At 64.6% G+C, this 25,561-nt stretch carries 25 protein-coding genes; 20 read left to right on the top strand and 5 right to left on the bottom strand.

Annotation, left to right across the window (positions count from 1 at the left end):
* Positions 1–137: 137 nt before the first annotated feature.
* Both P9A16_RS23640 and P9A16_RS23635 read left to right on the top strand, forming a co-directional pair.
* Complete coding sequence (locus P9A16_RS23640) at positions 138–959, top strand: SDR family NAD(P)-dependent oxidoreductase (protein WP_023515914.1); 822 nt, start codon at positions 138–140, stop codon at positions 957–959.
* Positions 960–1,041: 82 nt separating this feature from the next.
* The gene (locus P9A16_RS23635; RefSeq protein ID WP_024269894.1) at positions 1,042–1,992 is read left to right on the top strand and encodes a GlxA family transcriptional regulator; all 951 of its coding nucleotides are present in this window, start codon (positions 1,042–1,044) and stop codon (positions 1,990–1,992) included.
* Between the two features lie 239 nt (positions 1,993–2,231).
* On the opposite strand, the gene P9A16_RS23630 is transcribed toward P9A16_RS23635, so the two are convergent.
* From P9A16_RS23630 to P9A16_RS23615, 4 genes are all read right to left on the bottom strand, one after another.
* Positions 2,232–3,008, bottom strand: coding sequence for an SDR family oxidoreductase (locus P9A16_RS23630; protein WP_024269893.1), 777 nt, complete (start codon positions 3,006–3,008; stop codon positions 2,232–2,234).
* An 81-nt stretch (positions 3,009–3,089) separates the two neighbouring features.
* Positions 3,090–4,007, bottom strand: a complete 918-nt coding sequence (locus tag P9A16_RS23625) for an AraC family transcriptional regulator (protein ID WP_023514673.1) — start codon at positions 4,005–4,007, stop codon at positions 3,090–3,092.
* A 257-nt stretch (positions 4,008–4,264) separates the two neighbouring features.
* On the bottom strand, positions 4,265–4,876 hold the full coding sequence (locus P9A16_RS23620) for an alpha/beta hydrolase (RefSeq protein ID WP_023514672.1): 612 nt from the start codon (positions 4,874–4,876) through the stop codon (positions 4,265–4,267).
* Positions 4,877–4,975: 99 nt separating this feature from the next.
* Entirely contained in the window at positions 4,976–5,908 is a 933-nt protein-coding gene (locus P9A16_RS23615) for a ring-cleaving dioxygenase (RefSeq protein ID WP_023514671.1), read from the bottom strand.
* A 346-nt stretch (positions 5,909–6,254) separates the two neighbouring features.
* Here P9A16_RS23615 and P9A16_RS23610 point away from each other — a divergent pair, with 346 nt between their 5' ends.
* The 9 genes from P9A16_RS23610 (at position 6,255) to P9A16_RS23570 (ending at position 15,073) form a co-directional block, all read left to right on the top strand.
* Positions 6,255–6,956: an AraC family transcriptional regulator gene (locus P9A16_RS23610; protein WP_156031751.1), complete on the top strand. Its 702-nt coding sequence runs from the start codon at positions 6,255–6,257 to the stop codon at positions 6,954–6,956.
* A 74-nt stretch (positions 6,957–7,030) separates the two neighbouring features.
* Positions 7,031–7,900 carry a helix-turn-helix transcriptional regulator gene (locus P9A16_RS23605; protein ID WP_023512492.1) on the top strand — a complete coding sequence of 290 codons (870 nt, stop codon included), beginning with the start codon at positions 7,031–7,033 and terminating at the stop codon, positions 7,898–7,900.
* Positions 7,901–7,976: 76 nt separating this feature from the next.
* A complete protein-coding gene (locus P9A16_RS23600; protein ID WP_023512491.1) occupies positions 7,977–8,894 on the top strand; it encodes a helix-turn-helix domain-containing protein in 918 nt (305 codons plus the stop codon).
* A gap of 157 nt (positions 8,895–9,051) precedes the next feature.
* Entirely contained in the window at positions 9,052–9,708 is a 657-nt protein-coding gene (locus tag P9A16_RS23595) for a hydrolase (protein ID WP_023512490.1), read from the top strand.
* Positions 9,709–9,780: 72 nt separating this feature from the next.
* Positions 9,781–10,044 (top strand): XapX domain-containing protein, encoded by a 264-nt coding sequence (locus tag P9A16_RS23590; RefSeq protein ID WP_023512489.1) that lies wholly within the window; start codon positions 9,781–9,783, stop codon positions 10,042–10,044.
* On the top strand, positions 10,044–12,014 hold the full coding sequence (locus P9A16_RS23585) for an amidohydrolase (protein ID WP_081870471.1): 1,971 nt from the start codon (positions 10,044–10,046) through the stop codon (positions 12,012–12,014). Before P9A16_RS23590 ends, P9A16_RS23585 begins: the two co-directional genes overlap by 1 nt.
* Before the next feature lie 69 nt (positions 12,015–12,083).
* Positions 12,084–12,539 (top strand): DoxX family protein, encoded by a 456-nt coding sequence (locus P9A16_RS23580; RefSeq protein ID WP_023515326.1) that lies wholly within the window; start codon positions 12,084–12,086, stop codon positions 12,537–12,539.
* Positions 12,539–14,134: an MFS transporter gene (locus P9A16_RS23575; RefSeq protein ID WP_023515325.1), complete on the top strand. Its 1,596-nt coding sequence runs from the start codon at positions 12,539–12,541 to the stop codon at positions 14,132–14,134. The genes P9A16_RS23580 and P9A16_RS23575 overlap by 1 nt, the downstream gene beginning before the upstream one ends.
* Positions 14,135–14,251: 117 nt before the next feature.
* Positions 14,252–15,073, top strand: a complete 822-nt coding sequence (locus P9A16_RS23570; RefSeq protein WP_024269890.1) for an alpha/beta fold hydrolase — start codon at positions 14,252–14,254, stop codon at positions 15,071–15,073.
* Positions 15,074–15,115: 42 nt separating this feature from the next.
* Here P9A16_RS23570 and P9A16_RS23565 read toward each other — a convergent pair whose 3' ends face one another.
* The gene (locus P9A16_RS23565) at positions 15,116–16,066 is read right to left on the bottom strand and encodes a LysR family transcriptional regulator (protein WP_023517211.1); all 951 of its coding nucleotides are present in this window, start codon (positions 16,064–16,066) and stop codon (positions 15,116–15,118) included.
* Between the two features lie 86 nt (positions 16,067–16,152).
* On the opposite strand from P9A16_RS23565, the gene P9A16_RS23560 reads away from it, so the two are divergent.
* From P9A16_RS23560 to P9A16_RS23520, 9 genes are read left to right on the top strand one after another with little or no spacing between them, the layout of a single operon-like run.
* On the top strand, positions 16,153–17,007 hold the full coding sequence (locus P9A16_RS23560) for a dioxygenase family protein (RefSeq protein WP_023517212.1): 855 nt from the start codon (positions 16,153–16,155) through the stop codon (positions 17,005–17,007).
* On the top strand, positions 17,004–18,062 hold the full coding sequence (locus tag P9A16_RS23555) for a maleylacetate reductase (protein ID WP_278025947.1): 1,059 nt from the start codon (positions 17,004–17,006) through the stop codon (positions 18,060–18,062). The genes P9A16_RS23560 and P9A16_RS23555 overlap by 4 nt, the downstream gene beginning before the upstream one ends.
* A gap of 42 nt (positions 18,063–18,104) precedes the next feature.
* Positions 18,105–19,385 (top strand): ABC transporter substrate-binding protein, encoded by a 1,281-nt coding sequence (locus P9A16_RS23550; protein ID WP_023516972.1) that lies wholly within the window; start codon positions 18,105–18,107, stop codon positions 19,383–19,385.
* Between the two features lie 50 nt (positions 19,386–19,435).
* Positions 19,436–20,155, top strand: coding sequence for an ABC transporter ATP-binding protein (locus P9A16_RS23545; RefSeq protein WP_023516973.1), 720 nt, complete (start codon positions 19,436–19,438; stop codon positions 20,153–20,155).
* A complete protein-coding gene (locus P9A16_RS23540) occupies positions 20,152–20,871 on the top strand; it encodes an ABC transporter ATP-binding protein (protein WP_023516974.1) in 720 nt (239 codons plus the stop codon). Before P9A16_RS23545 ends, P9A16_RS23540 begins: the two co-directional genes overlap by 4 nt.
* A complete protein-coding gene (locus tag P9A16_RS23535; protein WP_023516975.1) occupies positions 20,858–21,721 on the top strand; it encodes a branched-chain amino acid ABC transporter permease in 864 nt (287 codons plus the stop codon). Before P9A16_RS23540 ends, P9A16_RS23535 begins: the two co-directional genes overlap by 14 nt.
* A 9-nt stretch (positions 21,722–21,730) precedes the next feature.
* Positions 21,731–22,813, top strand: coding sequence for a branched-chain amino acid ABC transporter permease (locus P9A16_RS23530; protein ID WP_023516976.1), 1,083 nt, complete (start codon positions 21,731–21,733; stop codon positions 22,811–22,813).
* Positions 22,806–24,560: an FAD-dependent oxidoreductase gene (locus P9A16_RS23525; protein ID WP_023516977.1), complete on the top strand. Its 1,755-nt coding sequence runs from the start codon at positions 22,806–22,808 to the stop codon at positions 24,558–24,560. Before P9A16_RS23530 ends, P9A16_RS23525 begins: the two co-directional genes overlap by 8 nt.
* A gap of 8 nt (positions 24,561–24,568) precedes the next feature.
* A complete protein-coding gene (locus P9A16_RS23520; protein WP_023516978.1) occupies positions 24,569–25,468 on the top strand; it encodes an intradiol ring-cleavage dioxygenase in 900 nt (299 codons plus the stop codon).
* Positions 25,469–25,561 lie beyond the last annotated feature (93 nt).

Below are 25,561 nucleotides of genomic sequence, written 5' to 3'. Positions count from 1 at the left end.
TCGACCCGAGTCAGCCTCAGGAAGCGTGCCACAATCAATGTCGCCAGAGTGTCCCAAATCGACGGATATATGACATTTGAGACGCCTGAATTTCGTCCTACCATCAGGCAATACATTCCAACCTGATGGAGATTGTCATGACCGAGAATTCGAAAGGCACCGCGCTGATCACCGGCGCATCCTCCGGCATAGGCGCGGTTTATGCCGACCGCCTGTCGCGCCGAGGCTACGACCTCATCCTTGTGGCCCGCAACAGGGCGCGCCTCATGGATCCGGCCAAGCACCTTGCCGATGAAACCGGCCGCGCAGTCGAGGTTATCGCTGCGGATCTCGGTCAAAAGGGTGGCCTTGCTGAAGTCGAGACCCTGCTGCGCGCCGACGCCGGCATAACGATGCTGGTCAACAATGCCGGTGTCGGTGCAACGGCCCCGCTGCTGGCATCAGATATCGACAAGATGGAAGAAATGCTGACGCTGAACGTCAACGCGCTGACGCGGTTGACCTATGCTGCCGCACCCGGCTTCGTGGCCCGTGGCGCGGGGACCGTCATCAACATTGCCTCGATCGCCGGCGTCGCGCCGGAACGGTTGAACGGTGTGTATGGCGCCAGCAAGGCCTTCGTGCTTGCCTTCAGCCTGTCGCTCCAGAGCGAGTTGGTCGGCAAGGGTATCCGTGTGCAGGCCGTTCTGCCGGGGGCGACAGCAACCGACTTCTGGAGCATCGCCGGGACGCCATTGGAACATGTGCCGAGCGAGATCGTCATGTCGGCGGAGGATATGGTCGATGCTGCGCTGGCCGGTCTGGAGATAGGCGAACAGGTCACCATTCCGTCGCTTCCCGACATCGGTGACTGGGCAGCCTACGAGGCCGCCCGGCAGAAGCTCATGCCCAACCTGTCGCGCAGCGTGCCAGCCTCCCGCTACGGCGTCGAGCGCAAAAAGAGGCTATTGTCGGCATAGTCTCGGCCCTGGATGCGTATCAGATTTCTCGCCGTGGCATAAATCTGCTACATACGTCCTTATCAGACAGACGCGGTTCGCCATGCACACAGTCGGCTATGTCATTTTCCCCGGGTTCCAGCTCATGGGCTTTGCCGCGGTGACCGCCTTCGAGATGACTAACCTCCATCTTGGGGAAGCCGCCTACGGCATCGAACTCCTTTCCGAAGCCGGTGGCGAGGTCAGGTCGTCCGCCGGTTTCGGGGTCAATTCGAAAGCCTTCAATCCCCAGGCGAGCTACGACACGATCATGCTGGGCGCCGGCACGGCAATCGAGCCGGTGACGCCGGCGCTGATCAATTTTGCGCAGCACGCCCACCAGACCGCACGGCGGCTGGCCGCGCCCTGCACGGGAGCGTTCATCCTTGCTGAGGCCGGTTTGCTGGACGGCCGCCGTGCGACGACGCACTGGGCCTTCGCCCGACAGCTCAGGGAGCATTTCCCGGCCGTCAGGGTCGAGGAAGATCGAATCTTCATCGTCGACGGTACGGTTTGGACCTCGGCGGGGATGACGGCCGGCATCGATCTGGCACTTGCCATGATCGAGAAGGACCATGGCCAGGCCGTGGCGCGCGCCGTCGCGCGCAAGCTCGTGGTCTACCACCGGAGAGCAGGTGGCCAGTCCCAGTTTTCCGCCCTTCTCGAACTGGACGCGAAATCGGACCGGATCCAGAAATCCATCGGCTATGCCAAGGCCAACCTGCGCAGCCTCCTGTCGGTGGTTAAGCTTGCCGATGCAGCAGGTCTGAGTCCGCGCCAGTTCAGCCGAGCCTTCCGCTCGGAGACAGGGCAGTCGCCTGCCAAGGCTGTCGAGACCTTACGCGTGGAGGCGGCACGGCTGATGATGGAACAGGGGCGCCATTCCATGGACGTGATTGCCACGGAGACCGGCTTTGCAGACAGCGACCGGATGCGCCGGGCCTTCTTGCGAACGCTTGGCCAACCACCTCAGACAATCCGGCGCAATGCGCGGGAAAGCGCTTTGTCCCTATAACCAGCAAACAGGCGATATTCTATCCGCACACTACAGCGCTGCTGAGGGGTGATGGGCGCAGGCCGCCGGTTCAATGAACCCTCGCAAACCACATCCCGAGCGCCCCGCTTCATGCCGGCAATCATGCCCCTTGGGGCTGGCCGTCCATGCAGGGCCGCAGGGTAAGGCTGCCAAACAGCGGGTGGCGAGAAGCAGCAACGCCTCTGGGTGGCAGCATCGCTCCAACGGCCATTGCGTGGCTATGCAAGGCGCACAGCACTCGGAGCCTTGCCGAACCGTGCCGCGGCCAGCGCCAGAGCGTCCTCCCCCGCCGGGAAATGAAGCTGCCCGGAGGTATCGTGCACCGCGGCCCAGACAGCCCTTGCGACGTCAGTCTCCCGGGTGGTCGCCCCGGGATTGGCGAAGGCGGCAAAGATCGGGGCTGCGAAGGGTGTATATTCCGGTGGCACCAGATCCTCCACCTTCACATCCGCGTTCTGCGCGAAACGCGTGGTCGGGCCGTAGCCCGGCTCGACGAGCCGGGTGCGAACTCCGAAGAAAGCGAGTTCGTGCGCCAGCGAGCCTGTAAAACCTTCGATCGCCTGCTTGCTCGCGGTATAGGCCGCCGCGAGCGGCATTGCAGCGAGCGTGACCGTCGACGTGACATTGACGATGACACCCGTGCGCCGTGCGCGCATTTGTGGAATGACCGCCTGGGTCATCGCCATGACACCAAAGGTGTTGGTGTCGAATATCTTGCGGACGTGAGACATCGACATCGCCTCGAACGCACCAACGACACCGATGCCGGCATTGTTGACGAGGGCGTCGATAGGCCCGGCTGCGGTGACGGCGGCCGCAATGCTCTCTTCGTTCGTGACATCGAGCGGCAGGATCCTCAACCGCTCGGAACGGGGGAGAATATCTGCGTTCGGGCGGCGCATCGTTGCGATGACAGTCCACCCGTTGGCGAGGAAATGGCATGCGGTCTCAAGACCGTAGCCGGATGAACTGCCGGTAATCAGGATCGTCTTCACGAGAACCTCCATATGTTGGGGAGGCCCTTCGATAGCGCACGCCGTTTGGATGATATATAATCAGACGTCTAGAATGATTGCTCAATCGTCCAAAACCGCTTGTTCGTATGTCTTGGCGAACCGACCGGGAGGGCAGCCGACGCGCTTTCGGAACGCGGTGCTGAAGGCGCTCGCGGATTCATAGCCGATCTCGTCGGCGATCCGGTCAAGGGGCTTGGTGGCGTTGATCAGTGCATCCTTCGCAAGTGCCATGCGCCAGCGCGCGAGATACTCGATGGGACCGCATCCGAGCACGTCACAAAAGCGGGCGGCAAATGCCGAACGCGACAGGCCCGCGGTCTTTGCCAGATCCGCAACCGTCCAGCGCGCCCTGACATCGGCGTGGATGGCGCGCAATACCCGCGCCAGAACCGGATCCCGCAGCCCCCGGAGCAAGCCGGTCCGGTCCTCGTCATCGTCGATGCCGCGCCACCGCAGGGCTTCGACCAGGAGGATCTCCAGCAATCTCTGCAGCAGCATTTCCTTTCCGGGCTCGTCGCGGACGCATTCTTCCGTGATGAGCTGGATCATCCGGTGAAGCCTGCCGCCGCGCCCCTCCGCCGCCGGGATACGGATGATCGATGGCAACAGCGCCAGCAGCAGCGGAGCATTCGCCTGCTCGATACGAAAGGTGCCGCCCAGCGCGATGAAGTCCGGGTCCCCGTCCTGTTCACCATGCCTGACGGGCCCTTCGCGCGGATCCGTCAAATCCCCTTTGACGTCGGGATGGCTCGCCATCGTGAAAGGTGGCGTCGTCGGGAGGAGGAGGAAGTCGCCCGTCTGGAATCGCACCGGCAACGCTCCCTCGAAGGAGAGCCAGCATTCGCCCTGCAGGACGACCGCAAATCCGGGCGCTTTGTGAGCGGCATAGCGCACGCCCCATGTACTGCGCCCACTGATCGGTTTGGCTATTGCAGTGCTCGGCCGGAGCAATGCAATGACGTCGCTGAAGGGGTCCATGCGGACGATCCGTAATCAATTTAAGACTTCGGATTGTAATCTGTCCGGCAATCTCCGTCGAGATGTCGAACCGCTCGAGGGCGACGACAGGGGAAAGGGTCGAGACTGCCCTGCCTATCCCACCCACCCCGAGCAGGAGCCCGGAGATCATCAAAGATCGCCAGTCGCGCGGAACAAGGGGGCCGTGCAATGGCGGGCGCCCCCGGGGGCGAAAAACTCCCGGAGACATGCGCATGAAGATCGGTGGTGGATGCAGCCTACGTCTTCCGGGTCAGGAAAGTCGTGACGGCCTCGATCTCCGGCTGCCGCACCTCGTGGCCGCCATCGTGCAGCAAGAGCTCGACATTCGCTCCCTTCGCTTCGAAATGGGCAACGAGCGTTTCGGTGAAGGGCAACGGGCAGATCGGGTCGCGCCTTCCGGCTGTCACCAGAATGTCCCGGCCTAGAAGGGTCGGATCCGGCGCCGGCGCCCAGGGGATCAGCGGATGCATCAGCACCGCACGATCGAAAAGGTCGGGCGCCTCGAACAGCACCGAGGCGAGGATGTTCGCACCGTTCGAATAGCCAAGGCCGTAAAGCAGCACGCCTGGATTGGCCTGCTTATGCGCACGGACGAAATCCGCCATCTTGCGCGTGCGAACGGCAAGGTCCTCCATGTCGTAGACCCCTTCGGCCTTACGGCGGAAGAAGCGGTTCGCGCCATGTTCGGAAACATCGCCGCGGGGCGAAACGATGCCGGCCGCAGGCAGGATCTGGCCGACGAGGCCTGTGAACTGATGCTCGTCACCACCCGTTCCATGGAAGGTGAAAACGAGCGGCGCGCCAGGTGCCGGCGCTTTGGAGACGTGTTGGTACGCGTCGCGGGACATGCGAATCTCCTTTGCAACGAATCCGCAAGCAACCGTGGACGGCTGGCGGAAGTGTTTGAATGAAGGGGCCGCCGAAGATGGCCGGCGGCCGGGGTCGGCCTAATCGACGATGGGCGGCAGGATCTCTTCGATCCGTTCGCGCAGATGGGCGTGCTGACGCGGAAGTTTCAGCGCCTCTCCGAGATGCGCGGTGTCCTCGTCCCGGTTGAAGCCGGGCTCGTTCGTTGCCACCTCGAACAGCACGCCGCCGGGCGTGCGGAAATAGATGGCGAAGAAATAGTCGCGGTCGATGACCGGCGTAACCTGGTAGCCGGTATCCATCAGCGCCTTGCGCACCTCGGCCTGGGCGGCACGATCTTCGACGGCGAAGGCGACATGGTGAACGGAGCCCGCTCCCTGCCGCGCTGCCGGCGCGCCAGGCAACACTTCGAGATCGATGAAATCGGCGCCGTTGCCGTCCTTGACGGCATATCGTGTCAGGTCGCCGCGACGATCGATTTCCTCGTAACCCATGAACGTCAGCAGTTCGCCGGTGGCCCCGCCGTCGCGCAACCGCATGGTCACGCCATGAAAGCCGTGCACGCCATCGTCACCGGGCACCGGTCCGCCGGCAAAAGGCAGCCGCCGATCACCATCGACCTCAGCAAGAGCAAAGCCGTCACCGTCGGGGCCGAGGAACCGCAGGCGCCTCTCGCCGAAGGCTTCATCTCCGGCGAGGCCAACAAGACCCTTTCCGGCAAATCGTTCCTTCCAATAGCCGAGCGAGCCCTTCGGCACAGAGAACACGGTTTCGGAAACTTCGCCCGCCCCGCGGTTGCCCTTGGCGATGTGCGGGAAGGGAAAATAGGTCATGACCGTGCCGGCCGAGCCGTTTTCGTCGCCATAGTAGAGGTGGTAGACGTCCGGCGCATCGAAATTCACGGTTTTCTTGACCCGACGCAGACCGAGCGTCTTGGTGAAGAAATCGTTGTTTTCCTGGGCGTCGGCAGCCATGGAGGTGACGTGATGCAAGCCTTTGATCTGGGTAAGCATGGTGTTGTCCTCACTCGTGGATATCTTCGTTGAGCAACAGATAAATCCGCAGGCGCCAAATAAAAATAGACATAATAATTCATTTATTATTGACTTAATCGCAATTGTTTGCGGCTGCCGCCGAGCGTTGCATGCAGCACCGGGCTGGCCTAAAGTCGCGCAACATCCGGTCTCGCCTTGATGATATCGCTCAGCCGGAGGGATTGAGAGTTTGCCGTTGACGTTTCCAGAAAAAGAACTCAGCTGCGTAGGCCTCTGCTTCGGGACACCTGAAGCGCCCAGCCTCACCACCGTCCCCATCAAATCCGCCACCTTCTCCGTCACCAGTATCCGCAAGGATCTCGGCATGGGAGAACCGTGCGACATCCGTCTTCCCGCCTGCAGCGCCTATTTTCTCATGCTCTATCTCGATGATGTGGATCATGCGGATATTCGGCCGGACGGAACATGCACGCCAGTTCGCTGCTACGAGCGCGGATCGATCTGCTTGGTCGATCTCGACGAAGGGGCCGCCATTCGCCTGCACAGCCGGCTGAACGCCTTGGCCTTCGTCCTGCCGAAGTCGCTTTTCGAGGAGGCCGCAACCCTTTCCAAAGGCACGGAAAAGCGCCGGCTAGCCTGCCGGCGCGGCAGGCCGGACAGCGTGCTGAGCAATCTCGGGACGGCCCTCCTCGTCTTGCTCGGAGGCGGCCGACAACCCTCGCCGCCGGCGCTGTTGCGTCACATGGCGGTCGCCATCTGCGCCCATCTCCTGCATCAGTATGGCGAAACGCCCGACGATGCCTCGGCAGCCACGCCGCAGTCATCCCGCCCGGGAGCAGCAGTGCCGGAAAGTGGCCACACCGTGCAGCACGGTGAGCCACCGCTTTCTCTTCTCGCCACGGCCGCAGGCCTTGCCGAGGATGAATTCCTGAAAGAATTCAAGGACGCGACGGGCCTGACACCCGCACAATGGCTGATATGGATCCGCGCAGAGCGCGCCAGAGAAACTGACGACGGTTTTACACGAACCTTCCGCCAGCACGCATATACGGACCGCCTTCACTAAGGAAAATCCTTTGCCTCGGCAGGGGGAAAACACGCACTCTTTATCCGTCCATCAACCAATTGCAGGAGGACACGGTGAACGACGCAGACCCGATCGACCCGACCGCCGCCCTGCACCGATCGACCCTGCATGCCGCGCCACTCGTCATCACGCGGCTGAGCTGTGACCGGGACGATCTTGCTCCTGATCCACCGAGCGTGCGGGAGGAAGCCTTCCACATCATCACGCAGCTGCGCGACTTCCGGCTGCACCGGCTGTGGCGGGGCGAGGCGCTGGTCTTCGAAGGCGGGCACCCCAAGGGAGCGCTTGCCATCACCGATCTTCGCGAGGAATGGCGCTGCCATCATCTTTCGCCCTTCGACAATGTCCGCTTTCAGGTTCCCTTCTGGCATGTTCGTGCCTTCGCCGACGAGCTGGGCCGACCCGAACTGTCGGGCTTCAAATGCCCGCCCGGCACGGTCGATGCCGTCGTGCTCGGCCTCGCCCAGGCACTGCTGCCGGCGCTGGAACGGCCGCGGGAGGCCAGCCGCCTGTTCGTGGACCAGGTCAGCCTGGCCATCCTGACGCACCTCACTCAAACCTATGGCGGCGTCTACTTCCCCGCCGAGCGCAAGGGCACGCTGGCGTCCTGGCAGGAAAAACGCGCGTTGGAATTCCTTTCCACACGCCTCGACGGCCGGTTCTCGATTGCCGAGCTGGCGGAAAGCTGTGAACTGTCACAAAGCTATTTCATAAAGGCCTTCAAGGCGAGCTTCGGGCGCACGCCCGCGCGCTGGCTTATGGAATATCGTATTGCCCACGCCAAGGACCTGCTGCGCACCGACATCTCCATCGCCGAGATCGCTATCAGCTGCGGCTTTGCCGACCAGAGCCATCTGACGAAGACCTTCTCCGCGGTGACGGGTGAGACGCCGGCGCGCTTCCGCCGCGACAACCGACCCTAAAATTTCTGGATTGGCGAACCCGGCCCGCACGGCGTAAATTGCCTCGGGGGGAGACAAGATTCAGAGGAATGAAGGCGTGAGCAATGCCTCTTCGATGACGGCTGTCCCCTTGCCCCGGGACACCCTGGGGTGCAGCCTCTCCCGGCTTGCGGAGGACCGCCGCATCGATGCCGGCGGCATGACGTTCTATCGCAAGAAGGCGGAGAAGGCGCCGCCCGAGCCCGTAGCGACGCCTGCCACCAGCCGCGGCTACCTGCTGGGGCTCTCGCTTGCCGGCGGCCACCGGCGACGAATTTACCAACCGCACCATTCGACCCTGCACGACTTCGCGGAGAACACCGTCTATCTGCGCTCCTTCCAGGATGCCTATCGCGCCGAGCTGACCGGGTCATTCGACTTCGCGCTCATCGAGATCGGCCCCTGCACGATCGAGCGCTTGGCCGACAGTGCAGACCTCGAAGGCGTCAGCGGGCTACGGGCTTGCAATGCGCAACCCGATCCCGTGCTGAGTGGACTGATGGGCGCGCTTTTTGCCCCGACGACCGATCAACTGGAACGCAGCGCCCTATTCGTCGACCAGCTCTCGGTGGCGATCGGCATTCACGTCACACACCGCTACGGCGATGCCGGCCGCACAACGGCGGCCGCGCGGGTTGCCGGCCGCCGCCTTTCGCCGCGCCATATGGCCATGATCCGGGAATGGATGCGCAACCGTCTCGGCGGCGACCTTTCCATCCGAGAACTGGCGCATGCCTGCAACCTTTCCGAGGGGGCTTTCCTGAGAGCTTTTCGCGCGACGGCCGGCAAGACGCCACACCAGTTCCTGATGCAGGAACGCATGGACCAGGCGCGCGACCTGCTTGCTCGTTCCGTGCTCTCGATCAGCGAGATCGCAGCGGCTTGCGGCTTTGCCGACCAGAGCCATTTCACGCGGATTTTCTCCCGTATCGTCGGGGTTTCGCCGGGGGCCTGGCGGCGCAGCCGGCGGTTCTGACCAGAGGTACCGTCAGCGTGCAAAGGCACGAAAATTCAACTCAGAAACCTGACAAAATGTTCAAAAGACAGACATAGGCGACAAGAACGACAGAAGGCGGAAAGGCATAGTTCGGGTTCCGGAGACCTCCAACCGGCATCCAGAAAGGGAGAAGTCCATGACCCCGAACGCCACGCCCACCCCAGGCAGCCTCCTGATATCCCCCGCCGACCACACGCTGATCATGATCGACTTCCAGTCGCAGATGTCCTTTGCGACCAAATCGATCGACGCGGTGAACCTGCGCAACAATGCCGCTCTTGTCGCCCATGGCGCAAAGGGGTTCGGCGTCTCGACGATCCTGACGACAGTTGCCGAGAAGACCTTTTCAGGGCCGATGTTCAGCGAGATCACCGACGCCTTTCCCGGCCAGCCGCTGCTTGACCGCACCTCGATGAACACCTGGGAAGACGCCGCTGTGATTGCCGAGGTCAACCGCATCGGCAAGAAGCGCCTGGTCATGTGCGGCCTGTGGACCTCGGTCTGTATCGTCGGTCCGTCCCTATCGGCGCTCGACCAGGGCTTCGAGGTCTATGTTATCGCCGATGCCTGCGGTGACATCTCCACAGAAGCTCATGACCGCGCCATGGACCGCATGGTGCAGGCGGGCGTGCGCCCGATGACTGCCCTGCAATACCTGCTCGAGCTGCAGCGCGACTGGGCCCGGGCCGAAACCTATGAGTTGACGACAGGCATCGCGAAAAAATTCGGCGGCGCTTACGGCCTCGGCATCATCTACGCCAAAACCATGTTCGGTGCGTCCGAGGGCCATTGAGCCGTTTGCCGTGCCCCTCTGCAGGCTCTGCTCCTGCTGTGAGGCGCTCGATCCGTGATGGAGGACGCAGCGATGAAACTGTATCTGCTCTCGCTCGGCGCCGGCCTGCTCGTCGGCGTGATCTACAGCCTTCTCAATGTGCGCTCCCCAGCGCCGCCGGTGGTCGCACTGGTCGGTCTCCTCGGCATGCTTGCCGGAGAGCAGCTCGTGCCGCTCGCCAGATCGCTCTGGAACCGGGAGATGGCAGGCCAATCCTGGCTGCACCATCACGTCAAACCGCACGTCTTCGGTGAACTGCCGAAGGGAGGCGAACCGCCAGACAGGAAACAGACATGATGCCGACACGCCGCAATTTTCTGGGTGCAACGGCCGCCGCCCTTGCTTTGGGCAGTGGCGTTTCCGCGCGTGCCCAACAGGAGCCCGAAGCGATGACCGCTGACCTCATCCTCCGCAATGGCCGTTTTACGACCCTCGACCGCAGCAAGCCGAAGGCGAGCGCCGTGGCGATTGCCGCCGGCACCTTCCTTGCCGTCGGCGAGGAGCAGGAGGTAATGGCGTTTGCCGGGCCTGCCACGCGGGTTATCGACCTCAAGGGCCGAAGCGCACTGCCCGGCCTTTGCGACAACCATACCCACGTCGTGCGCGGTGGCCTCAACTTCAACATGGAACTGCGCTGGGACGGCGTGCGCTCGCTGGCCGACGCCATGGATATGCTAAAGCGGCAGGTGGCAAACACGCCGCCACCACAATGGGTGCGCGTCGTCGGCGGTTTCACCGAACACCAGTTCGCCGAAAGGCGGCTGCCAACGCTCGATGATATCAATGCCGTGGCACCCGACACCCCGGTCTTCCTGCTTCATCTCTATGACCGGGCGCTGCTCAACGGCGCCGCGCTCAGAGCCGTCGGCTACACCCGGGACACGCCGAACCCGCCCGGCGGCGAGATCAGCCGCGATGAGAAGGGCAATCCGACGGGCCTGCTTCTGGCAAAACCCAATGCCGGCATCCTCTATTCGACGCTCGCCAAGGGACCGAAGCTCCCCCTCGACTACCAGGTCAATTCTACCCGGCATTTCATGCGCGAACTGAACCGGCTCGGCGTCACCTCCGTCATCGATGCCGGCGGCGGCTTCCAGAACTATCCGGATGACTATGCCGTCATCCAGAAGCTCTCCGACGAGAACCAGATGACCGTGCGGCTGGCCTACAACCTCTTCACCCAGAAGCCGAAGGAGGAGAAGGAAGATTTCCTCAACTGGACGAAATCCGTCAAATACAAGCAGGGCAACGACTACTTCCGGCACAACGGCGCAGGCGAGATGCTCGTCTTCTCCGCCGCTGACTTCGAGGACTTCCGCGAGCCCCGGCCGGACATGCCGCCGGAAATGGAAGGAGACCTCGAGGCGGTCGTGCGGATCCTTGCAGAAAATCGCTGGCCCTGGCGCTTGCACGCCACCTACGATGAAACGATTTCCCGCGCTCTCGACGTGTTCGAGACGGTGAACCGCGACATCCCCCTCGCCGGTCTCAACTGGTTCTTCGACCATGCCGAGACAATTTCGGAACGCTCGATCGATCGTGTCGCCGCGCTCGGCGGCGGTATCGCCGTACAGCATCGCATGGCCTTCCAGGGCGAATATTTCGTCGAGCGCTATGGGCATGCGGCCGCGGAAGCGACGCCACCAATCGCCCGCATGCTGGAAAAGGGCGTCAAGGTCTCCGCCGGCACGGACGCGACCCGCGTCGCCTCCTACAATCCCTGGATCTCGCTCGCCTGGATGATCACCGGAAAGACGGTGGGCGGCACCGCGCTCTATCCACGCCGCAACTGCCTTGATCGCGAAACGGCGCTTCGGATGTGGACGGAAAATGTCACCTGGTTCTCCAACGAGGAGGGCAGGAAGGGTCGCATCGAAGTGGGCCAGTTCGCCGATCTCGTCATCCCCGACAAGGACTTCTTCACCTGCGCAGAAGACGAAATCTCCTTCCTGACCTCCGACTTGACGATGGTCGGTGGAAGGGTTGTCTATGGCGCAGGCGACTTCGACAACCTCGACGAAAACTCTGTGCCGCCGCCCATGCCCGACTGGTCCCCGGTCAGGACCTTCGGCGGCTACGCGGCCTGGGCGGAGCCGGAAGGCGCGGGCAGACGATCATTGCGCCGGGCGGCGATCTCGGCATGCGGCTGCGCCAGCGCCTGCGGCGTGCACGGCCACGACCATGCCGCCGCCTGGACATCGAAACTGCCGGTCGGCGATCTCAAGGGATTCTTCGGCGCGCTCGGCTGCGCCTGCTGGGCGGTATGAGGAGAATGCGTCCGGCGCACCCATGGGGCAATTGATATTCGAATAGTGGAAAACAGAGAGATAGGCATCATGTCCGCAACCATGGAACAGCGCGCCGCCAGGGTCTGCGCGCGCTTCGTCATCAACCATCCGGTGCGCTGGATCGCGCTGCTGGGCCTGTGCGCCGCCTACATCCAGGGCAGCGTGATGAAACTCTTCGACTTCAACGGCGCGATCGCCGAGATGGAGCATTTCGGCCTTACCCCCGCTGCCCCCATCGCCGCGACCATCATCCTCGTCGAGCTTGCATGCTCGGCCATGGTGCTCTCCGGCTTCTGGCGCTGGATCGGCGCGCTGGCGCTTGCCGGCTTCACGCTGATGGCGACCTTCATTGCGTTGCGCTTCTGGGAAATGCCATCCGGCATGCCACGCATGATGGCCACCAACTCCTTCTTCGAGCATCTCGGACTTGCGGGTGCGTTCATGCTGGTCGCCTGGTATGATCTGCACCGCTGGAAGAACGGCGCGAAAGAGGACTGGAGCTGATGGCCGAAGCCCCCAACACCCCTCGCGCGGGCGCGTTCGCCCCGCTACGCGAGAAGGTCTTCGCCGTGCTGTGGGTGGCGACGATCATCGGCAATATCGGTACCTTCGTGCGCGATGTTGCCAGCTCCTGGCTGGTGACGGACCTATCGGCGGCACCGGCGGCGGTGGCGCTCATCCAGGCCGCATCCACCTTTCCGATCTTCCTGCTGGCTATTCCTGCGGGCGTGCTCTCCGACATCCTCGACCGCCGAAAATTCCTGATCGCCATCCAGCTCATCCTCGCCTCGGCGAGCCTCTGCCTGCTGGCCCTGTCAGCGACGGGCCTGCAGACGGTCACCTCGCTCGTCGCCTTCACCTTCGTCGGTGGCATCGGCGCGGCGCTGATGGCTCCCACCTGGCAGGCGATCGTTCCGGAACTGGTGACAAAGGGGGACGTCAAGGGCGCCATCGCTCTCAACTCGTTGGGCATCAACATTTCGCGGGCGATCGGTCCAGCGCTTGGCGGTGTCCTGCTCGCCTCCTTCGGGGCTGCCGTCACCTATGGCGTCGATGTCATCAGCTACGTGTTCGTCGTTTCCGCCCTCCTGTGGTGGCGGCGAAAAACGGAAGGCGAGGACGCGCTTTCCGAACGGTTCTTCGGTGCCTTCCGCGCCGGCCTGCGCTATGCCCGATCGAGCCGGGACCTGCATGTCGTCCTGGTGCGCGCAGCGGTCTTCTTCGCCTTCTCCAGCGCAGTCTGGGCGCTGTTGCCGCTGGTGGCGCGCAATCTTCTCGGCGGCACGGCGGGATTTTACGGCGTGCTGCTCGGCGCGGTCGGGGCCGGCGCAATCGGCGGCGCCTTCCTGATGCCGCTGCTGCGCACCCGGCTCGATGTGGACGGGCTGATGCTGCTGGCGGCCCTCGCTGCAGCACTGGTGATGGCGGCGCTCTCCCTTGCCCCACCGCAATGGGTGGCCATCCTGTTGCTGCTTCTCCTCGGTGCCGGCTGGATCACCGCGCTCACCACGCTCAACGGCACGGCCCAGTCCGTGCTGCCCAACTGGGTGCGCGGCCGCTCGCTCGCCATCTATCTCACCGTGTTCAACGGGGCGATGACAGCGGGGAGCCTCGCCTGGGGCACGATCGCCGAAGCGCTCGGCATCGCCACGACGCTCCTCGTCGCGGCTGCCGGCCTCGTCATAGCCGGCCTTGTCTTCCACCGGCTGCACCTGCCCAGGGGCGAGGCGGATCTGGTGCCTTCCAACCATTGGCCCGAACCCTTGACCGCCGAACCCGTCGACCATGACCGTGGCCCCGTGCTGATCACCGTGGAGTACCGCATCGACGACGCCGACCGCACGGCATTCCTTCAGGCCCTCCATCGCTTCTCTACTGAACGACGGCGTGACGGCGCCTATGGCTGGGGCGTGACCGAGGATGCAGCCGATCCGAACATCGTCCTCGAATGGTTCTTCGTCGAATCCTGGGCCGAGCACCTGCGCCAGCATCGCCGCGTTTCCAAGGCGGATGCCGATCTCCAGGAGGATGTGCGCCGGTTCCATCGTGGCGGAGAACCACCCCGCGTCCGACACCTGCTGGCCGCCGGAAAGCACTGAACGCCATCGCAGGCCAATGCATTCCCGCCGGTAAGCCAGCCTCTTCACAGGGCTCCCGGCAGACGCCGGAGCCACCACCGTTGCCGCCCAAGCCATAACCAAGCAAGGAGCATACTGATGAGCACCATCACGACGAAAGACGGGACCCGGATTTTCTACAAGGATTGGGGCAAGGGCCAGCCGATCCTGTTTTCCCACGGCTGGCCGCTTTCGGCAGACGCCTGGGATGCGCAGATGCTGTTCTTTGGCCGGAACGGTTTTCGTGTCATCGCCCATGACCGGCGCGGCCATGGGCGGTCTGACCAGCCCTGGAACGGCAATAACATGGATCAATATGCCGACGACCTTGCGGAGCTGATCGAAAAGCTCGACCTGAAAGACCTCGTCATGATCGGCCACTCCACCGGTGGCGGCGAGGTCGTCCACTATATCGGCCGCCACGGCACTGCCCGCGTAGCGAAGGTCGTGCTGGTCGGCGCCGTGCCACCCCTGATGCTGAAGACCGATGCCAATCCCGAGGGCACGCCGCTGGAGGTTTTCGACGGCATTCGCGCGGGAACAGCGAACAACCGTTCGCAATTCTTCAAGGACCTGACCATGCCCTTCTATGGCTTCAACCGTGACGGCGCGAAGGCCAGCGAGGGCCGGCGTCAATCCTTCTGGCTGCAGGGCATGATGGGCTCTATCAAGGGTCACTACGACTGCATCCACGAGTTCTCCGAGATCGACTACACCGAAGACCTGAAGAAGATAGATCGCCCAACATTGATCGTGCACGGCGATGACGACCAGATCGTGCCGGTTGCCGCCTCCGCGGAAAAATCTGCAAAGATCGTCAAAGATGCGAAACTGCTCGTCTACAAGGGCGGTTCGCACGGCCTTGCCGAAATCGACGCCGAAAAATTCAACGCCGACGCGCTTGCCTTTATCAACGGCTGAGCGTTTGGAACACCAGCGCCGGGCAAGGCCCGGCGCTCCTCCTCAAACACCCCAGACGATCGCCTCTTCATGCCGCTTGATGAGGTGCTTCAGCGTATCGAACCCAGCCTGCACATGGCGGGCGAAGTGATCGACCGCCGGCATGCGTGGCGCATCGCCGCGCTTCAGAAGGCCAAGTGCACGCTCGGGATGCGGCACGTTGATGGGCAACGCCGTGATCGATTTCTCATTCCGCTGGGCAAAGACCACGCCGTGCGGCAGCACGGTAAGTGCATCGGTGCCCTTCAGGTAGTTGACGACGCTGAACAACGAGCCGCCGGTATAGCGGATGCGCAGCTCCGTCGCGCCGAAGGAGAGCAGCATGCTGCGCAGGTCTGCCAGCAGCGGGCTGCCCGGCGGCGGGGCGACCCAGGGGTAATCCAGCAGATGCGACGGCTGCGGCCGGCGCTTGAGGAGCAGCGGATGCGTGACGCGGCAGGCGACGACGTTGCGGCCGGGCAGGATCTGCTGGAATTCGAGGCCCGAGCCTTCGTCGAGGATATCGATGGGGCAGATGGCAAGGTCGATCTGGTCGGCCTTGAGGGCTGCGCGCAGGTCCGGGAAATAGCCGTAGATCTGGTCGATGCGCACATCCGGATGCTGGGTCTGGAAGGTCGCGATCATGTTTGAGATCAGCGCATCCATGAAGAAGGGCGTGCCGCCGATGCGCACCGTGCCGCCCTTGCCGACGCGAAAACTCTCGATCGTATCGGAAGCCTTGCGCGAGGCGGCGAGCATGACCTGGCCGTGATCGGCGAGCGCCCGGCCGAGCGGTGTCGGCTGAAGGGGGCGGCGGCCCTTGAGGAACAAGGGTTCACCGAGGCGCTTTTCCAGCATGGAGAGCGTGCGCGAGACGGCGGGCTGGGCAAGGCCGAGCAGCGCCGCGCCCTCGGTGACGCCGCCCGTCCTGACGACGGCGGCAAGCTGGATCAGGTGGCGCTCGTCTATCTTCATAACGATCCGTTATATTCCTGCCGAACAAAATCATCAATGCCCATGCCGCGCCTTGCTACAGTCTCCTCAAGGTTGGAGGAAACAGCATGGCCGTCCCTGTCGATACCCTCGCCTCCTCGGAGGTGTTTTCCCGGCGGCTTACAGCCGTTGGAGAGGGGCCGTTGCGGCAGGCGCTGATCGGCACGGTGACGCATCTCCACGCCCTCATCCGCGAATTGAAGCCGACGCCCGCCGAGTGGCGCAGCCTGATCGCCTTCCTCACCGATGTCGGCCACGCCTCGGATGACCGGCGGCAGGAATGGGTGCTTTTGTCGGACCTGCTCGGCGCGACGGCGCTGGTCGAGGAGGTGAACGCCCATCGCCCGAAACAGGCGACGCCGGGCACGCTGCGCGGTCCGTTCTTCCGTGCCGATGCGCCGGCCCGGGCGCTGGGCAGCGATATCTCGCTCGACGGCGTCGGCGAGCGCCTCGCCGTCTTCGGTCGTGTGGTCGATCTCGACGGCGAACCCGTCGCGGGGGCGGAGATCATCACGTGGCAGGCCAACGCCGCCGGGCTCTACGAGAACCAGCAGCCCGATCTCCAGCCGGAGTTCAACTTGCGCGGCCTTTTCCGCACGGATGGCGAGGGGCGCTTCCATTATCTCACCGTCCGGCCCGCCGGCTATGGCGTGCCCGACGACGGGCCGGTCGGCGCGCTGCTGCTGAAGGCCGGCCTGCCGCTGCGCCGCCCGGCGCATCTGCAATTCCTGATCAAGGCATCGGGTTTCGAAACGCTTGTCACCCACCTCTACGACGGCAGCGATCCACATCTCGCCGAAGACCCGCTCTTCGCCGTCAAGCCGGAACTCGTCTGCCGTTTCGAGCGGATGGGGGAAAAACCCTGCTGGCGGCTCGATTTCACCTTCGTGCTGGCGCGCGCAAAACAGGGAGCAAGGGCATGAGCCGCGATTTCGTCTATTCCACCAGCCCGGCCCATATCGTCTTCGGCGCCGGCAAGGCCGCAACGGTCGGCGACTGGATCGACCGCATCGGCGCCCGCCGCGCCCTCGTGCTGGCAACGCCGCACCAGAAGGCGGATGCGGAGAGGCTGGCGGAAACGCTGGGCGCCCGTGCGGCCGGGGTTTTCGCCGGGGCGTTCATGCACACGCCCGTCGATGTGACGGAACAGGCGATGGATGTGGTGCGCCGGACCGCGGCGGACGCGGTCGTCTCGCTCGGCGGCGGCTCGACGACGGGGCTCGGCAAGGCGATCGCTTATCGCACCGACCTGCCGCAGATCGTCATCCCCACCACCTATGCCGGTTCGGAGGTGACGCCGATCCTCGGCCAGACCGAGGGCGGGCGCAAGACGACGGTGCGCAGCGCCAGCATCCTGCCGGAGGTGGTGATCTACGATCCCCAGCTCACCCTCGGCCTGCCGGTCGGCATGAGCGTGACGAGCGGCCTCAACGCCATGGCCCATGCGGTGGAAGCGCTTTACGCCGAGGATCGCAACCCCGTTTCCTCGCTGATGGCTGTCGAGGGCCTGCGTGCCTTCCGCAAAAGCCTGCCCGGCATCATCGAAAAACCCGGCGACGGCGAGGCGCGGGCGGAGGCGCTTTACGGCGCCTGGCTCTGCGGCACGGTGCTCGGTACGGTCGGCATGGCGCTGCACCACAAGATCTGCCACACGCTCGGCGGCACCTTCGATACGCCCCATGCCGAGACCCATGCGATCATGCTGCCGCACACCGCGGCCTTCAACGCCGTCGCCGTGCCCGATCTGCTCGCCCCCGTGGCGGAGATTTTTGGCGGTTCGGTCGGCGGCGGGCTCTGGGATTTCGCCAGGACGGCGGGAGCGCCGCTGGCGTTGAGGGATCTCGGCCTTTCGGAAGGCGATCTCGACCTTGCCGCCGATATCGCCACGCAAAACCCCTATCGCAATCCGCGCGCAATCGACCGGCCGTCGATCCGCGCGTTGCTGCAGGCGGCCTGGGAGGGCCGGCGGCCGGACTGACAACACCCTTCGGGAGGAAGGGAACGGGAGGAGGAACCCATCATGTTTACGAGACGCGATTTCCTGAAGACGACGGCCGCCGGCGGCGCCGCGGCCCTGACATCCGGCCTCTCCATGCCGGCGCTGGCGCAGAATGCGGCCATCAAGCTCGGCTATGTGAGCCCGCAGACCGGCCCGCTCGCCGCCTTCGGCGAAGCCGACAGTTTTGTCATCGACGCCTTCCTTTCGGTCGCCAAGGCCAAGGGGCTGAACTACGAGATTGTTGTCAAGGACAGCCAGTCGAACCCCAACCGGGCGGCGGAGGTGGCAAAACAGCTCATCGTCGACGACGAGGTGAACCTGGTGCTCGTCGCCTCGACGCCGGAGACGACCAATCCGGTTGCGACGACCTGCGAGGCGGAGGGCATGCCCTGCATCTCCACCGTCGCGCCCTGGCAGCCCTGGTTCATCGGCCAGCAGGGCAATCCCGGCGATCCCGCCTCGTGGAAACCCTTCGACTACGCCTACCACTTCTTCTGGGGGCTGGAGGACGTCATCGCCGTCTTCACCAACATGTGGGCGCAGGTCGAGACCAACCGCAAGGTCGGCGGCCTCTTCCCAAATGATGGTGACGGCAATGCCTGGGGCGACAAGGTGGTCGGCTTCCCGCCCGTGCTCGAAAAGATGGGCTATTCGCTGAACGATCCCGGCCGCTACCAGAACATGACCGACGATTTTTCCGCGCAGATCAATGCCTTCAAGGCGGGCCAGTGCGAGATCATCACCGGCGTCGTCATCCCGCCCGATTTCACCACCTTCTGGAACCAGGCCAAGCAGCAGGGTTTCGTGCCGAAAGTGGCCTCGATCGGCAAGGCGCTGCTCTTCCCGCAGGCGGTGGAGGCGCTGGGCACGGCCGGGCACAATCTGTCCTCGGAAGTCTGGTGGTCGCCGAGCCATCCGTTCAAATCCTCGCTGACGGGCGAAAGCTCGGCCGAGGTCGCGGCCGCCTTCACCAAGGCGACCGGCCGGCCCTGGACGCAGCCGATCGGCTTTGCCCATGCCCTCTTCGAACTCGCGGTCGATGCGCTCTCCCGCGCCGAGGACCCGACGGACGGCGACGCGGTCGCCGCGGCCATCGCCGCGACGAAGCTCGATACGCTGGTGGGCAATGTCGCCTGGGGCGGCGCGGGCCTGCCGCCCTTTGCGGCGAAGAACGTGGCGAAGACGCCGCTCGTCGGCGGCCAGTGGCGGCTGAAGGAGGGCGGTGGCTACGACCTCGTCATCACCGACAACAAGACCGCGCCGGCCATTCCCGTCGGCGGCACGATGGAAGCGATCGCCTGAGCGTGAGGAAGGCCTGCGGGTGAGAAAACCCGCAGGCTTGGAGGATACCCATGACATTGCTTGAACTCGACAAGGTCTCGAAGAAATTCGGCGCGCTGACCGTCGCTGACAGCATCAGCTTTTCCGTGGCGGAGGGCGAGGCGCTCGGCATCATCGGCCCGAACGGCGCCGGCAAGTCGACGCTGTTCAACCTGATCAACGGCACGATCGCCGCCGACAGCGGCACGATCCGTTTTTCCGGCGCCGACGTCACCCGCACGCCGCCGATGGCGCGCTGTCTTTCGGGCATGGGGCGCACCTTCCAGATCCCCCAGCCCTTCGAAAAGCTGACCGTGTTCGAAAACCTGCTCGTCGCCGGCAGTTTCGGCGCCAGGCGCAGCGAGGCGGAGGCCTATGACCATTGTGCCGAGATTCTCAGCGAAACCGGCCTTCTCGACAAGGCCAATGTGCCGGCCGGCGGCCTGACGCTGCTCCAGCGCAAACGCCTGGAACTCGCCCGCGCGCTCGCCACCGAGCCGCGCCTCCTGCTGCTCGACGAGATCGCCGGCGGGCTGACGGAGGGCGAATGCCTGTCGCTCGTCGCCACCATCCGCGCCATCCATGCCAAGGGCGTCGCCGTCATCTGGATCGAGCATGTTCTGCATGCGCTGACATCTGTCGTCGAGCGGCTGCTGGTGCTGAATTTCGGCCGGGTGATCGGCATCGGCGCGCCGGACGAGATCATGGCCTCACGCGAGGTCAAGGAAATCTATCTGGGGATCGAGATATGACCGCGCTCCTCGAAACCAGGGGGCTCACCGCCTTCTACGGCGATTTCCAGGCGCTGTTCGGCGTCGATATCCGCGTCGAGGCCGGCGAGACCATCGCCATTATCGGCGCCAACGGCGCCGGCAAGACGACGCTGATGCGCGCCATCTCCGGAGTGCTGAAGAGCGCCGCCGAGACCATCCATTGCCGCGGCGAGGCCATCGGCGCGCTCGCGGCGCCCGACATCCTCTCGCGCGGCGTCGCCATGGTGCCGGAAGGACGGCGTCTCTTTCCCTCGCTGACCGTCGAGGAGAACCTGCTCATCGGCGCCTATGGCAAGCGCCGCGGCGTCTGGACGCTCGACAGCGTCTACACGCTCTTCCCGATCCTGAAGGAGCGCCGCAACAACCCGGCGACGGCGCTCTCCGGCGGCCAGCAGCAGATGGTGGCGATCGGCCGGGCGTTGATGGCCAATCCGGATGTGCTGCTCTGCGACGAGATCAGCCTTGGCCTTGCCCCCGTCGTGGTGCGCGACATCTACGCCGCCTTCCCGCGCATCCGCGCCTCGGGCGCCTCCATCGTCATCGTCGAGCAGGATATCGGCCAGGCGCTGAAGGTGGCGAGCCGCGTCTATTGCATGATGGAGGGGCGCATCACCCTGTCCGGCCGGCCGGACGATCTGAGCCGCGACGCCATCCACGCCGCCTATTTCGGAGCCCAGCGCCATGAGCCTCATTGATACCATCGTCCAGGGCGTTTTGCTCGGCGGGCTCTATGCGCTGTTCGCGGCGGGCCTCAGCCTCGTCTTCGGCATCATGCGGCTGGTCAACCTCGCCCATGGCGACCTCATCGTGCTCGCCGCCTTCCTGCTGCTCGTGCTGGTCTCCACCCTCGGCCTCAACCCCTTCCTCGCCGCGCTCTTCGTCGCGCCGCTTATGTTCGCGCTCGGTTATGTCTTGCAGGAGGTGTTGTTCAACCGCACGCTCGGCAAGGACGTGCTGCCGCCGCTGCTCGTCACCTTCGGCCTGTCGATCGTCATCCAGAACGGCCTGCTGGAAGGCTTTTCAGCCGACAGCCGCCGCATCTCCGCGGGATCGCTGGAGACGGCCTCGATGGCGGCAGGCCCCGTCACCATCGGCCTGATGCCGCTCTTGGCCCTGCTCTCGGCCGTCGCCGTCATCGTTGGCCTCAACCTCCTCATCTACCGCACCGCGCTCGGCCGCGCCTTCCGCGCCACGTCGGACGACGCGGTAACGGCTGGCCTTATGGGCATCCGCCCGCGCAAAATCTTCGCCATGGCGACGGGGCTGGCCATGGTCGTGGTGACGATTGCCGCGCTCTATCTCGGCACACGCGCCAATTTCGACCCGACCGCCGGCCCGGCCCGGCTGATCTACGCCTTCGAGGCGGTCATCATCGGCGGCCTCGGCTCGCTGTGGGGCACGCTGGCCGGCGGCATCATCCTCGGGGTCGCGCAGACGCTCGGCGCGGCCATCAATCCCGAATGGCAGATCCTCTCCGGCCATCTCGCCTTCCTCGCCGTTCTTCTCGTCAAGCCGCGCGGCCTCTTCCCGCGCGCCGTCGATTGAGGTGTTTTCATGAGCATCGCCCTCCCCTCCCTCAAGGTCGAAACCCGCAACAAGGCCTCGTCGGTCTCGCTGCTTCTCGCCGCCGCCGTGCTGGCGCTCGGCCTTGCCGCGCCCTTCCTCGTCTCGCGCGGCGCGGTGCAGGACCTGTTCTTCATTCTCACCATGCTGGTGCTGGCGCAGAGCTGGAACCTGCTCGCCGGCTATGCCGGGCTGATCTCCGTCGGCCAGCAGGTTTTCGTCGGCTTCGGCGCCTATGCCATGTTCGGCACAGTCATCCTTCTCGGCGTCGATCCGCTGCTGGCGATCCTGATCGCCGGGCTGTTGTCGGTCCTCCTCGCCATTCCCACCGCCTTCTTCACCTTCCGCCTCTACGGCCCCTATTTCGCCATCGGCACCTGGGTCGTGGCGGAGGTCGTGCGCCTCAGCTTCGCCCAGTGGAAGGCGCTCGGCGGCGGCACCGGCACCTCGCTGCCGCGCGAGGCGGTGCGCGACATGGCCGGCGTCTCCCTCTTGCGCGACTTCTTCGGCATGAAACCTGCGCAGGCAAGCGACGCCATCACCTATTGGCTGGCGCTGATCCTTGCCGCCGCCACCATCGGTTTCATCTACCGTCTCCTGCGCAGCAAGCAGGGCCTCGGCCTTGCCGCCGTGCGCGACAACGAGCAGGCCGCCCGCGCCGTCGGCGTCGATGCGCGGCGCATGAAGGCGCTGGTCTATCTCGCCACCGCCTTCCTCACCGGCCTTGCCGGCGCGCTGATCTATGTGCAGAAGGCCCGCATCTCGCCCGACGCCGCCTTCTCCGTCACCGACTGGACGGCCTATGTCATCTTCATCGTCGTCATCGGCGGCATCGGCACCATCGAAGGGCCGATCCTCGGTGTCATCCTGTTCTTTCTGTTGCAGAACCTCATGGCCGATTACGGCTCCTGGTATCTCCTGATGCTCGGCCTTGCCGGCATCCTCGTCATGCTCTTCGCGCCGCGCGGTCTCTGGGGCGCCTTCTCCGACCGCACCGGCATCCAGCTTTTCCCGGTCCGCCGCAAACTCGTCGGCGGCCCCGCCATCCATCAGGGAGGAACCTCACATGGCTGACATCACCACGGACGTACTGATCATCGGCACCGGCCCCGCCGGCTCGGCCACCGCGGCGCTGCTTTCCAGCTACGGCGTCGAGAACATGGTGATCAACCGCTACCGCTGGCTCGCCAACACGCCGCGCGCCCACATCACCAACCAGCGCACCATGGAAGTGCTGCGCGATCTCGGCCGCGACGTGGAGGACGAGGCCTACATGTTCGCCGCCGGGCAGGAGCTGATGGGCGAGAACGTCTTCTGCACCGCGCTTGCGGGAGAAGAAATCGGCCGCATGAAGAGCTGGGGCATGCACCCCACCTCGCGCGCCGAGCACCAGCTCTCCTCGCCGACGCTGATGAACGACCTGCCGCAGACCTTCATGGAGCCGCTGCTCTTCCGCACCGCCTGTTCGCGCGGCACGCAGGCGCGTCTTTCCACCGAATATGTCAGCCATGAGCAGGACGGCGAGGGCGTCACCACCACCTGTCTCGACCGGCTGACCGGCAAGACGTTCACGGTGCGTTCGAAGTATCTCGTCGGTGCGGATGGTGGCAATTCCAAGGTGGCGGAACATGCGGGCCTTGCCTTCGAAGGCCGCATGGGCGTCGCCGGCTCGATGAACATCCTCTTCGAGGCCGACCTGTCGCGTTATGTCGCCCATCGTCCCTCGGTGCTCTACTGGGTCCTCCAGCCGGGCGCCGATGTCGGCGGCATCGGCATGGGGCTGGTGCGCATGGTGCGCCCCTGGCACGAATGGCTGATCGTCTGGGGCTACGACATCAACCAGCCTGCCCCCGCCGTGGACGAGGCCCATGCGAAGAAGGTGGTGCGCGATCTCGTCGGCGTCGCCGATCTCGACGTGACGATCAAGTCGGTCTCGACCTGGACCGTCAACAACATGTACGCCACCACGCTTTCGAACGGCCGCGTCTTCTGCACGGGCGACGCCATCCACCGCCATCCGCCCTCCAACGGCCTCGGCTCCAACACCTCCATTCAGGACGCCTTCAACCTCGCCTGGAAGCTCGCCCATGTGCTGAAGGGCCAGGCCGGCGCAAAACTGCTCGACAGCTACCAGGCCGAGCGCGCGCCGGTGGCAAAACAGATCGTCACCCGCGCCAACAAGTCGATCGAGGAATTCGGCCCGATCTTCAAGGCGCTCGGCCTGCTGGATTCCGTCGATCCCGTGAAGATGCAGGAGAACATGGACGCCCGCTGCAACGACACGCCCGCCGCCGAGGCGCAGCGGGCCGCTATCCGCAAGGCGATCGCCGCGAAGGTCTACGAGTTCGACGCCCATGGCGTGGAGATGAACCAGCGTTACCGCTCCGACGCCGTCGTCAATGACGGCCAGCCGGAACCCGCCTTCGTGAAGGACCCGGAGCTGCATTTCCAGCAGACCACCTGGCCCGGCGCGCGCCTGCCCCATGCCTGGCTGTTTTCCGAGGACGGAAAAAAGGTCTCGACGCTCGACCTTGCCGGCCATGGCCGCTTCACCGTCCTGACCGGCCCCGGCGGGCAGGGCTGGATCGAGGCTGCAAGGACAGTCGGCCGGGCGCTCGGCATCGAGATCGCCGCCCATGCCATCGGCCCGCGCCAGCAATGGCAGGATTTTTCCGGCGACTGGGCCAATCTCAGCGAGGTGCGCGACGGCGGCGTGGTGCTGGTGCGCCCCGACCACCATGTCTGCTGGCGGCATGCTGAAAATTCCGCTGATCCGGCCGGCGACCTCAGCCGGGTGCTGACCGCCATTCTTGGAAAGTGAGACGCGTGATGGACGAGCATGAAAAGGGTTTCTTCACGGAGGAAAACTCCGTCGAGGTCGTCGCCGGCCGCAACCGCAACGCCAGGGACGCGCGGCTGAAGGCGATCATGGAGGTGGTGACGCGCAAGCTGCACGAGGCCGTCAAGGAGATCGAGCCGACGCAGGAGGAGTGGATGGAGGCGATCCTCTTCCTCACCCGCACCGGCCAGATGTGCAACGAATGGCGGCAGGAATTCATCCTGCTCTCCGATACGCTCGGCGTGTCCATGCTGGTCGACGCCATCAACAACCGCAAACCCTCCGGCGCTTCGGAAAGCACGGTGCTCGGGCCATTCCATGTGCAGGATGCGCCGGAACTGCCGATGGGCGCCAATATCTGCCTCGACCAGAAGGGCGAGGACATGGTCATTTCGGGCCGCATCCTCGACACGGCCGGCCGGCCGATCGCGGGCGCGGTGCTGGATGTCTGGCAGGCCAACGACGAGGGGTTCTACGACGTCCAGCAGCTCGGCATCCAGCCGGAATTCAACCTGCGCGGCGTTTTCCGAACGGGTGAGGACGGGCGCTACTGGTTCCGCGCCGTCAAGCCGAAATTCTACCCGATTCCGCATGACGGCCCGGTCGGCAGGATGCTCCAGCATCTCGGCCGCCACCCCAACCGTCCGGCACACCTGCACTACATCCTCAAGGCCGAGGGTTTCGAAACGCTGATCACCCACATCTTCGACCCGGACGACCCCTATATCAATTCGGATGCCGTCTTCGGGGTGAAGCAGAGCCTGCTCGCGGAATTTCGGCGCGTGGACGACCCGCCGCGGGCGAAGGCCTATGAATTCGCCGGACCGTTCTGGGAGGTGGAGTACGATTTCGTGCTGGCGCGGAAGGGTGAGGCCCGTGAAGCGCCCTGAAGCATCGTTCCCCGTTGACGTGACAATTGCAACACGCGGGGGCGATCCTGATCGCCCCCGCGCACCCTGCAAACGGAGCCATCGATCAAGGCC

This window comes from Shinella sp. 838 (assembly GCF_029623935.1).
Lineage (GTDB): Bacteria > Pseudomonadota > Alphaproteobacteria > Rhizobiales > Rhizobiaceae > Shinella.
Note: the sequence above shows the minus strand (reverse complement) of the source record. Positions and strands in the feature narration are given on the sequence as shown.

Coding starts and splice junctions, on each gene's coding strand:
- P9A16_RS23640 (WP_023515914.1), top strand. CDS start 138: ATGACCGAGAATTCGAAAGGCACCGCGCTGATCACCGGCGCATCCTCC.
- P9A16_RS23635 (WP_024269894.1), top strand. CDS start 1,042: ATGCACACAGTCGGCTATGTCATTTTCCCCGGGTTCCAGCTCATGGGC.
- P9A16_RS23625 (WP_023514673.1), bottom strand. CDS start 4,007: ATGGACCCCTTCAGCGACGTCATTGCATTGCTCCGGCCGAGCACTGCA.
- P9A16_RS23620 (WP_023514672.1), bottom strand. CDS start 4,876: ATGTCCCGCGACGCGTACCAACACGTCTCCAAAGCGCCGGCACCTGGC.
- P9A16_RS23615 (WP_023514671.1), bottom strand. CDS start 5,908: ATGCTTACCCAGATCAAAGGCTTGCATCACGTCACCTCCATGGCTGCC.
- P9A16_RS23610 (WP_156031751.1), top strand. CDS start 6,255: ATGGGAGAACCGTGCGACATCCGTCTTCCCGCCTGCAGCGCCTATTTT.
- P9A16_RS23595 (WP_023512490.1), top strand. CDS start 9,052: ATGACCCCGAACGCCACGCCCACCCCAGGCAGCCTCCTGATATCCCCC.
- P9A16_RS23590 (WP_023512489.1), top strand. CDS start 9,781: ATGAAACTGTATCTGCTCTCGCTCGGCGCCGGCCTGCTCGTCGGCGTG.
- P9A16_RS23585 (WP_081870471.1), top strand. CDS start 10,044: ATGCCGACACGCCGCAATTTTCTGGGTGCAACGGCCGCCGCCCTTGCT.
- P9A16_RS23580 (WP_023515326.1), top strand. CDS start 12,084: ATGTCCGCAACCATGGAACAGCGCGCCGCCAGGGTCTGCGCGCGCTTC.
- P9A16_RS23575 (WP_023515325.1), top strand. CDS start 12,539: ATGGCCGAAGCCCCCAACACCCCTCGCGCGGGCGCGTTCGCCCCGCTA.
- P9A16_RS23570 (WP_024269890.1), top strand. CDS start 14,252: ATGAGCACCATCACGACGAAAGACGGGACCCGGATTTTCTACAAGGAT.
- P9A16_RS23565 (WP_023517211.1), bottom strand. CDS start 16,066: ATGAAGATAGACGAGCGCCACCTGATCCAGCTTGCCGCCGTCGTCAGG.
- P9A16_RS23560 (WP_023517212.1), top strand. CDS start 16,153: ATGGCCGTCCCTGTCGATACCCTCGCCTCCTCGGAGGTGTTTTCCCGG.
- P9A16_RS23555 (WP_278025947.1), top strand. CDS start 17,004: ATGAGCCGCGATTTCGTCTATTCCACCAGCCCGGCCCATATCGTCTTC.
- P9A16_RS23550 (WP_023516972.1), top strand. CDS start 18,105: ATGTTTACGAGACGCGATTTCCTGAAGACGACGGCCGCCGGCGGCGCC.
- P9A16_RS23545 (WP_023516973.1), top strand. CDS start 19,436: ATGACATTGCTTGAACTCGACAAGGTCTCGAAGAAATTCGGCGCGCTG.
- P9A16_RS23540 (WP_023516974.1), top strand. CDS start 20,152: ATGACCGCGCTCCTCGAAACCAGGGGGCTCACCGCCTTCTACGGCGAT.
- P9A16_RS23535 (WP_023516975.1), top strand. CDS start 20,858: ATGAGCCTCATTGATACCATCGTCCAGGGCGTTTTGCTCGGCGGGCTC.
- P9A16_RS23530 (WP_023516976.1), top strand. CDS start 21,731: ATGAGCATCGCCCTCCCCTCCCTCAAGGTCGAAACCCGCAACAAGGCC.
- P9A16_RS23525 (WP_023516977.1), top strand. CDS start 22,806: ATGGCTGACATCACCACGGACGTACTGATCATCGGCACCGGCCCCGCC.
- P9A16_RS23520 (WP_023516978.1), top strand. CDS start 24,569: ATGGACGAGCATGAAAAGGGTTTCTTCACGGAGGAAAACTCCGTCGAG.